The organism is Mesorhizobium sp. M7A.F.Ca.CA.002.15.2.1 (assembly GCF_003998715.1).
GTDB classification, from domain to species: domain Bacteria; phylum Pseudomonadota; class Alphaproteobacteria; order Rhizobiales; family Rhizobiaceae; genus Mesorhizobium; species Mesorhizobium ciceri.
Genome location: NZ_RZPI01000266.1, coordinates 1 through 6,930, shown reverse-complemented (window position 1 = coordinate 6,930; position 6,930 = coordinate 1). Strand labels below are relative to the sequence as shown.

Sequence of the window (6,930 nt, the reverse complement as noted above, 5' to 3'; positions counted from 1 at the left end):
CTGAAGGGCCGTTCGAGGTGCCGGTGTTCCCGCGCAATGGCGGGCCGCTGGTCTATGTCAGCTTCGGCAGCCTGGGTGCCATGGATGTCGGCCTGATCGAGCGCATGCTGGTGGTGTTCGACAGGCTGCCGGCGCGCTTCATCGTCAATGCCGGCGGCCTGCGCGACGCTTACCGCGCGGTGCCGGACAATGTCTATCTCGACGCCTGGTTTCCGCAGCCCTCGGTGGTGGCGAAGTCGGATCTGTTCATCCATCACGGCGGCAACAACAGTTTTTGCGAAGCGCTGCGCTTCGGCGTGCCGTCGCTGATCATGCCCTATTGCTGGGATGGACACGACAACGCGCAACGCGCCGAAGAGACCGGCACCGGCGACCATATCGGCCGTGACGGCTGGACCGAAGGAGTGTTGGAGAAAGCCATTCTCGGCCTGCTGGCCGACGATGCCATGCGCGCCCGCCTCAAGGACAATGCAGCCCAAATGGCGCTGAAACCCGGAACGGATGCGGCCGCGCAAGCCATACTCTCTCTGATACGGATTTGAACGAAAATGCCTGACAACAACACGAACATCTCGCTCTCCAGCGGCAACGATGCCAAGGCCTGGCTGGCCCGGCACGGCATCAACGAAGTCGAGTGCCTGGTGCCCGACATGAACGGCGTCCTGCGCGGCAAGGCCTTGCCGACGGCCAAATTCCTCCAGGCGCTTGAAGACCGCGCGCTCTATCTGCCGAGCAGCGCTTTCCTGGTCAGCATCGACGGCCGCTATTCCGGCTCGATCGACGAGGGTTTTGCCTATTCGGATCCGGACATGCGCATGGTGCCTGATGTATCGACGCTCTGCCTGGCGCCGGGTGCCGCTCCCGGCAAGGCCTATGTCTTTGCCGATGCCTTCCATATGGACGGCCGGCCCTGGATGGCCTCGCCGCGCCATGTGCTCAGGGCCGTGCTCGACCTCTACGCCAAGCGCGGCTGGCGGGCGGTGGTGGCGCCCGAGGTGGAATTCTATCTCACCGCGCCCAATCCGGATCCGGACCGTCCGCTGACCGCCCCGGTCGGCGCCAATGGCCGCGCCGAGACCGTGCAGCATCCCTACGATATGGCCGGGCTCGAGGAGTTCGAGCCGGTGATCCGCCGCATTTACGATTATGCGGCGGCGGCCGGCCTGCCGCTCGACACGCTGATCCATGAGTCGGGAACCGCGCAGTTGGAGATCAACTTCCTGCATGGCGATGCGCTGCCGCTGGCCGACAAGGTGCTGCTGTTCAAGCGGCTGACGCGCCAGGCCGCGCAGCAAAGCGGCATGCACGCCACCTTCATGGCCAAGCCGATCGCCGCACAGGCCGGCAGCTCCATGCATCTGCACATGTCGGTCATCGACGAGGCCGGCAGGACTTTGTTTGCCGGCAGCGACGATGCCGACACCGCAATGTTTGGCCACTTCATCGGCGGCCTGCAGAAATATGTCCCCGAAATCATGCCGCTGTTCGCGCCCAACGTGAACTCGTTCCGCCGCATCAGGCCGAACCACAGCGCGCCGGCCAACATCGAATGGTCGCATGACAACCGCTCCTGCGGCCTGCGCGTGCCGGCCGGCGGCCGCGCCGCGCGGCGGGTGGAGAACCGGCTTCCGGGCGCGGATTCCAATCCTTACCTGGCGATCGCCGGCTCGCTGCTTGCCGGCTATCTCGGCGTCGAGCAGAAACTGGCGCGCTCGCCCGAGGCGTCGGGCAATGCCTACAAGATCAAGAGCACGCTGCCGAAGACGATGGAGGAGGCGCTCGATCGTTTCGAGGCTTGCGGCCCGGTGCGGGAACTGCTCGGCGAGGATTTCTTCCAGACTTATCTGCGCGTAAAGAGCGTCGAGCTCGACCTGTTCCAGGGCGTGGTGACGAGCTGGGAACGCGACCACCTTCTGCTGAAGGTGTGATCATGGCTTCCAGTTCAACGGGCTTCAATTCGGGCCTCGATATCGCAAAATCCTATTATGTCGCCACCGCCAATCCGGCGCCGGACCATCCGGCGCTGGTCGGCGACGTCGACACCGACCTGGTTGTCGTCGGCGGCGGCTGCACCGGCCTGTCGGCCGCCCTTCACGCCGCCGAGCGCGGGTTGAAGGTGGTGCTGCTCGAAGGCGGCAAGATCGGTTGGGGGGCGTCGGGCCGCAATGGCGGCCAGATGATCCCCGGCCTGCGCAAGGGCGCCAAGGGCCTGGTCAAGCTCTACGGGCCGGAGCGGGCAAAGGTGCTGTTCGATCTTGCGTTCGAGGCGCGTGGGCTGGTGCTCGACATCATCGAGCGCCATGCCATCGATTGCGATCTCAGGCTGACCGGCCATCTGGTCGGCGCGGTCAACGGTTCCGACCTCAAGGATCTCGAGGAAGAGGTCGAGTGCCTGGCTACGGTGATGAAGTTCCCGCACGCCGAAATCCTGTCGGCGGCGGAAGCCCGAGCCAAGGTCGACACACCCTATCATGGCGCGATGTATGAGCCGCTCGGCGGCCACATGCATCCGCTGAACTACACGCTCGGCCTTGCCCGCGCGGCGATTGCTGCCGGCGTCGTCATCCATGAGAATTCGGTGGCGGTGAAGCTGGAGCGTGAGCCTTCGATCCGGATCTCGACGGCAAAGGGATCGGTGCGTGCAAAACATGTCGTGCTGGCCGGTGACGCTCTGCTCGATGGGCTGGAGCCGCGCGTCAACAGCCGCATCATGCCGGTTGGCAACTACATCGTCGCCACCGAGCCGCTGGAGGGCAAGCGCAATGTCATCCCGGCCAATGTCGCGGTGTCCGACACACGCTTCGTCGTCAACTATTACCGGATGTCGGCGGACGGCCGGCTGCTGTTCGGCGGCGGCGAGCGCTACACGCCGTCACCGCCGGCCGATATCGCCGGCTTCGTGCGGCCGCATATGGAAGCCACCTTCCCGCAACTTCAGGGCTGCCGCATCGATCACGCCTGGGGCGGGCTGGTGTCGGTGACGACATCCAGGCTGCCGCATGTCGGGCACTATGGCGAGGTCTATTTCGCGCATGGCTATTCCGGCAAGGGCGTCATCCTGTCGACGCTGTCGGGCAAGCTCCTGGCCGAGGCGATCGCCGGCGACGCCTCGCGGCTCGATCTGTTCTCGACGCTCACCCCGATGCCATTCCCCGGCGGCACGGCGCTGCGCGGTCCGCTCTATGTGCTGGGCATGCTGTGGTATGCCATGCGGGATCGCATCAAGCATTGAGGGTCGGCGGGGCGGCGGCGAATTGCAAAACGCCGCGATCCTTCGCGCCCCCCTCAGTCCTGCCGGACATCTCCCCCTCAAGGGGGGAGATTGGCAGATTGGTGGCTTCGCCCATTCCTGCGTCGTTGGAGATTGGCGAAAGCCGGCGTGACGTCCGATCTCCCCCCAAGAGGGGGAGATGCCCGGCAGGGCAGAGGGGGGCGCTGTCCCGCCGACGGTGAAGGTTGTTGGAGAAGGCCTCTTAAACCACAAAAAAATCTTCAATCCGCTGCCTGGCCTCCAGCAGCGCCGGCAGAATCTCCCGCTCCATCTCCGCGACGGAGAACCGCGCCGATTGCGTCGAGACGTTGATGGCCGCGACCGTGCGTTCTGCGCGGTCGCGGATCGGCACGGCGATCGAGCGCAGGCCGAGTTCCAGTTCCTCGTCGACGATGGCAAAGCCGTCCGCTTTCGCCTTGCCGATGGCGTTGGCTAACAAACACCTGTCGGTGATCGTCTTCGGCGTCCGTCTCTCGATCGTCGCCTGGCCGAGGAATGCGTCCAATTCCTGAGGCGTCAGACCGGCAAGCAGGATGCGTCCCATCGAGGTGCAATAGGCCGGCAGCCTGGTGCCGACATCGAGCGACACGCTGAGGATGCGGCGGCCGGGAATACGGGCGACATAGACGACATCGGCACCCGACAGGATCGCCGCCGAACAGGCCTCGTTCAGCTGTGCGGCGACCGCGCGCATGATGGGTGCGGCGAAGGCCCAGAGCGAGGCGCCGCCGAGCCAGGTGCGGGCGATCGTCAGCAAGCGTGGCGACAGCGAGAACACGCGGCCGGCTTGCGTTGCATAGCCGGTGGCGGTGAGCGTCAGCAGAAAGCGGCGGGCGCCGGCGCGGGTCAGGCCCGCTTCCTCGGCCATTTCGGTCAGCGTCATGCCCGAGGGATGCCGAGCCAGGATCTCCATGACGGCAAGGCCGCGCTCGAGCGAGCCGACATGATCACGGGAAGCGGCTTCTTCGTCCATCTCAACTCCGCGGGAACGGCATCGACGCCAGGATTGACTCCTCGCCCTCCCCCAGCGTAGAAAGTATCGCATATAAAACATATGTTCGCAATGCGAACTTTTTGAACCCGGAGCCGATGCGATGGTCAAGTTCCTGCCGCTCAAACAGGCTGTTGCGGAGAATTTGAACGATGATGACACGGTCGCCTTCGAGGGTTTCACCCATCTGATCCCGACGGCGGCGGCGCATGAGGCGATCCGTCAGGGTTTTCGCGACCTGACCCTGGTCCGCATGACGCCGGACCTGATCTACGACCAGATGATCGGTATGGGCATGGCGAAGAAAATCGTCTTCTCCTATGTCGGCAATCCCGGCGTCGGCCTGCTGCGGCGCGCCCGCGACGCCATCGAGAACGGTTTCCCCAGATCGATCGAGATCGAGGAGCACAGCCATGCCGGCATGGCCAATGCCTATGAGGCGGGCGCGGCCGGTCTGCCCTGCGCGGTGTTTCGCGGCTATCGCGGTGCTGGCCTCGCGGCGGTCAATCCGAACATCAAGTCTGTCACCTGTCCGTTCACCGGCGAGGTGCTGGCGGCTGTTCCTTCGATCAGGCCTGACGTCACCTTCATCCATGCGCAGAAGGCCGACAGACAAGGCAATGTGCTGGTCGAAGGCATCATCGGCATCCAGAAGGAAGCGGTGCTGGCGGCCAAGCGAGCGGTGGTGACGGTGGAGGAAGTGGTCGATAATTTCGACGATCTGCACCCCAATCTGACCGTGCTGCCGCGCTGGACGATCGCGGCGATATCCGTCGTGCCAGGCGGCTCGCACCCGTCCTACGCACATGGCTATTATGCGCGTGACAATGCCGCCTATCTCGAATGGGACGAGATCGCCGCCGACCGTGACAAATTCCAGGCGTGGATGCAGGCCAATGTCATCGAGAAGAGCGCCGGCGATTTCGCGGCCCGGGTCGAGCATTTGAGGAAAGCGGCATGAGCGACAATCCATTGGGTTTCACCCCCAACGAGATGATGACGATCGCCGCCAGCAGGGCGCTCAGGAATGACGATGTCTGCTTCGTCGGCATCGGCGCACCGTCCGCGGCCTGCAATGTGGCGCGGCTAACGCATGCGCCTGACATCACGCTGATCTACGAGAGCGGCACGATCGGCACCGCGCCCGACGTGCTGCCGCTGTCGATCGGCGATGGCGAATTGTGCGAGACCGCCGTCACCACCGTCGCGGTGCCGGAGATGTTCCGCTACTGGCTGCAGGGCGGCCGCATCTCGATCGGTTTTTTGGGGGCGGCGCAGATCGACAAGTTCGGCAACATCAACACCACGGTCATCGGCGACTATTTCCATCCCAAGACCAGGCTGCCCGGCGGCGGCGGCGCGCCGGAGATCGCGACCTCGTCGAAGCAGATCTACATCACAATGGCGCAGACCAAGCGCGGCATGGTCGAGAAGATCGACTTCTTCACCTCCTTCGGCCATGGCGAGGGCGGCGACCATCGCAAGCGGCTTGGCATCGACACATCAGGTCCGACCTTGCTGATCACCGATCTCGCCATCTGGAAGCCGGATCCGGTGACCAAGGAATTCACCGTCGTGTCGTTGCATCCGGGCGTCACCCGCCAGCAGGTGCAGGAGAGCTGTGGCTGGGTGGTAAAGTTCGCGGAGGCGCTTGACGAAACACCGGCGCCAAGCGAACTCGAATTGAAGACATTGCGCGACCTGCAGGCCCGCACCAAGGCGGCGCATGAGGGAACCGGAAAAGCAAAGGCTGCATGACATGGCCGAGGCCTATATCTGCGACTACATCCGCACGCCGATCGGCCGCTTCGGCGGTTCGCTGTCTTCGGTACGATCGGACGATCTAGGCGCCATCCCGCTGAGGGCGCTGGCCGAGCGCAATCCGGGCATCGACTGGCAGGCGATCGACGATGTCGTCTATGGCTGCGCCAACCAGGCCGGCGAGGACAATCGCAACGTAGCGCGCATGGCGCTGCTGCTGGCCGGGCTGCCAAAGGAGGTCCCGGGCTCGACCGTCAATCGCCTGTGCGGCTCCGGCATGGATGCGCTGACCATTGCCGCCCGAGCCATCAAGGCCGGCGAGGCGGAGCTGATGATCGCGGGCGGCGTCGAATCGATGAGCCGGGCACCCTTCGTCATGCCCAAGGCCGACACGGCGTTCTCGCGCAATGCCGAGATTTACGACACCACCATCGGCTGGCGCTTCGTCAACCCGCTGATGAAGAAGCAGTATGGCGTCGATTCCATGCCGGAAACCGGCGAGAACGTCGCCGAGGATTTTTCGGTGTCGCGGGCCGACCAGGACGCCTTCGCAGTGCGCAGCCAGAACAAGGCCGTCGCCGCACAAGCCAATGGAAGATTGGCGAAGGAGATCACCCCAGTGACCATCCTGCAGCGCAAGGGCGATGCGCTCATTGTCAGCAAGGATGAACACCCCCGCGCGGGCTCAACGGTCGAGGCGCTGGCCAAGCTGCCGACGCCGTTCCGGCAGGGCGGCACGGTGACGGCCGGCAATGCTTCCGGCGTCAATGACGGCGCGGCGGCACTGATCGTTGCCTCCGAGGCGGCGGTGAAAAAGTATGGGCTGACGCCGATCGCCCGCATCCTCGGCGGGGCTGCCGCCGGCGTGGCGCCGCGCATCATGGGCACCGGGCCGATGCCCATGATG

The 6,930-nt window shown here is 64.7% G+C and carries 7 protein-coding genes; 6 read left to right on the top strand and 1 reads right to left on the bottom strand.

Annotation, left to right across the window (positions count from 1 at the left end; all coding sequences use genetic code 11):
* The 3 genes from ENZ74_RS16425 to ENZ74_RS16415 all read left to right on the top strand — a co-directional run.
* A partial coding sequence (locus tag ENZ74_RS16425) for a nucleotide disphospho-sugar-binding domain-containing protein (RefSeq protein ID WP_281059707.1) occupies positions 1 to 542 on the top strand: 542 nt, incomplete at its 5' end.
* Positions 543 to 548: 6 nt separating this feature from the next.
* A complete protein-coding gene (locus ENZ74_RS16420) occupies positions 549 to 1,928 on the top strand; it encodes a glutamine synthetase family protein (RefSeq protein WP_063169493.1) in 1,380 nt (459 codons plus the stop codon).
* 2 nt (positions 1,929 to 1,930) lie between these two features.
* The gene (locus tag ENZ74_RS16415) at positions 1,931 to 3,232 is read left to right on the top strand and encodes an FAD-binding oxidoreductase (protein ID WP_063169492.1); all 1,302 of its coding nucleotides are present in this window, start codon (positions 1,931 to 1,933) and stop codon (positions 3,230 to 3,232) included.
* A 241-nt stretch (positions 3,233 to 3,473) separates the two neighbouring features.
* Here ENZ74_RS16415 and ENZ74_RS16405 read toward each other — a convergent pair whose 3' ends face one another.
* Positions 3,474 to 4,244, bottom strand: a complete 771-nt coding sequence (locus ENZ74_RS16405) for an IclR family transcriptional regulator C-terminal domain-containing protein (RefSeq protein WP_027163027.1) — start codon at positions 4,242 to 4,244, stop codon at positions 3,474 to 3,476.
* Positions 4,245 to 4,365: 121 nt separating this feature from the next.
* Between ENZ74_RS16405 and ENZ74_RS16400 the strand changes: the two genes are divergently transcribed.
* From ENZ74_RS16400 to ENZ74_RS16390, 3 genes are all read left to right on the top strand, one after another.
* On the top strand, positions 4,366 to 5,223 hold the full coding sequence (locus ENZ74_RS16400) for a CoA transferase subunit A (protein ID WP_063169491.1): 858 nt from the start codon (positions 4,366 to 4,368) through the stop codon (positions 5,221 to 5,223).
* Positions 5,220 to 6,020 carry a CoA-transferase subunit beta gene (locus ENZ74_RS16395; RefSeq protein WP_063169490.1) on the top strand — a complete coding sequence of 267 codons (801 nt, stop codon included), beginning with the start codon at positions 5,220 to 5,222 and terminating at the stop codon, positions 6,018 to 6,020. Before ENZ74_RS16400 ends, ENZ74_RS16395 begins: the two co-directional genes overlap by 4 nt.
* 1 nt (position 6,021) lies before the next feature.
* A partial coding sequence (locus tag ENZ74_RS16390; RefSeq protein ID WP_127312866.1) for an acetyl-CoA C-acyltransferase occupies positions 6,022 to 6,930 on the top strand: 909 nt, incomplete at its 3' end.

Bases quoted from the DNA above. Each gene is read 5' to 3' on its own strand.
- ENZ74_RS16405 (WP_027163027.1), bottom strand. From the start codon at position 4,244: ATGGACGAAGAAGCCGCTTCCCGTGATCATGTCGGCTCGCTCGAGCGC.
- ENZ74_RS16420 (WP_063169493.1), top strand. From the start codon at position 549: ATGCCTGACAACAACACGAACATCTCGCTCTCCAGCGGCAACGATGCC.
- ENZ74_RS16400 (WP_063169491.1), top strand. From the start codon at position 4,366: ATGGTCAAGTTCCTGCCGCTCAAACAGGCTGTTGCGGAGAATTTGAAC.
- ENZ74_RS16395 (WP_063169490.1), top strand. From the start codon at position 5,220: ATGAGCGACAATCCATTGGGTTTCACCCCCAACGAGATGATGACGATC.
- ENZ74_RS16415 (WP_063169492.1), top strand. From the start codon at position 1,931: ATGGCTTCCAGTTCAACGGGCTTCAATTCGGGCCTCGATATCGCAAAA.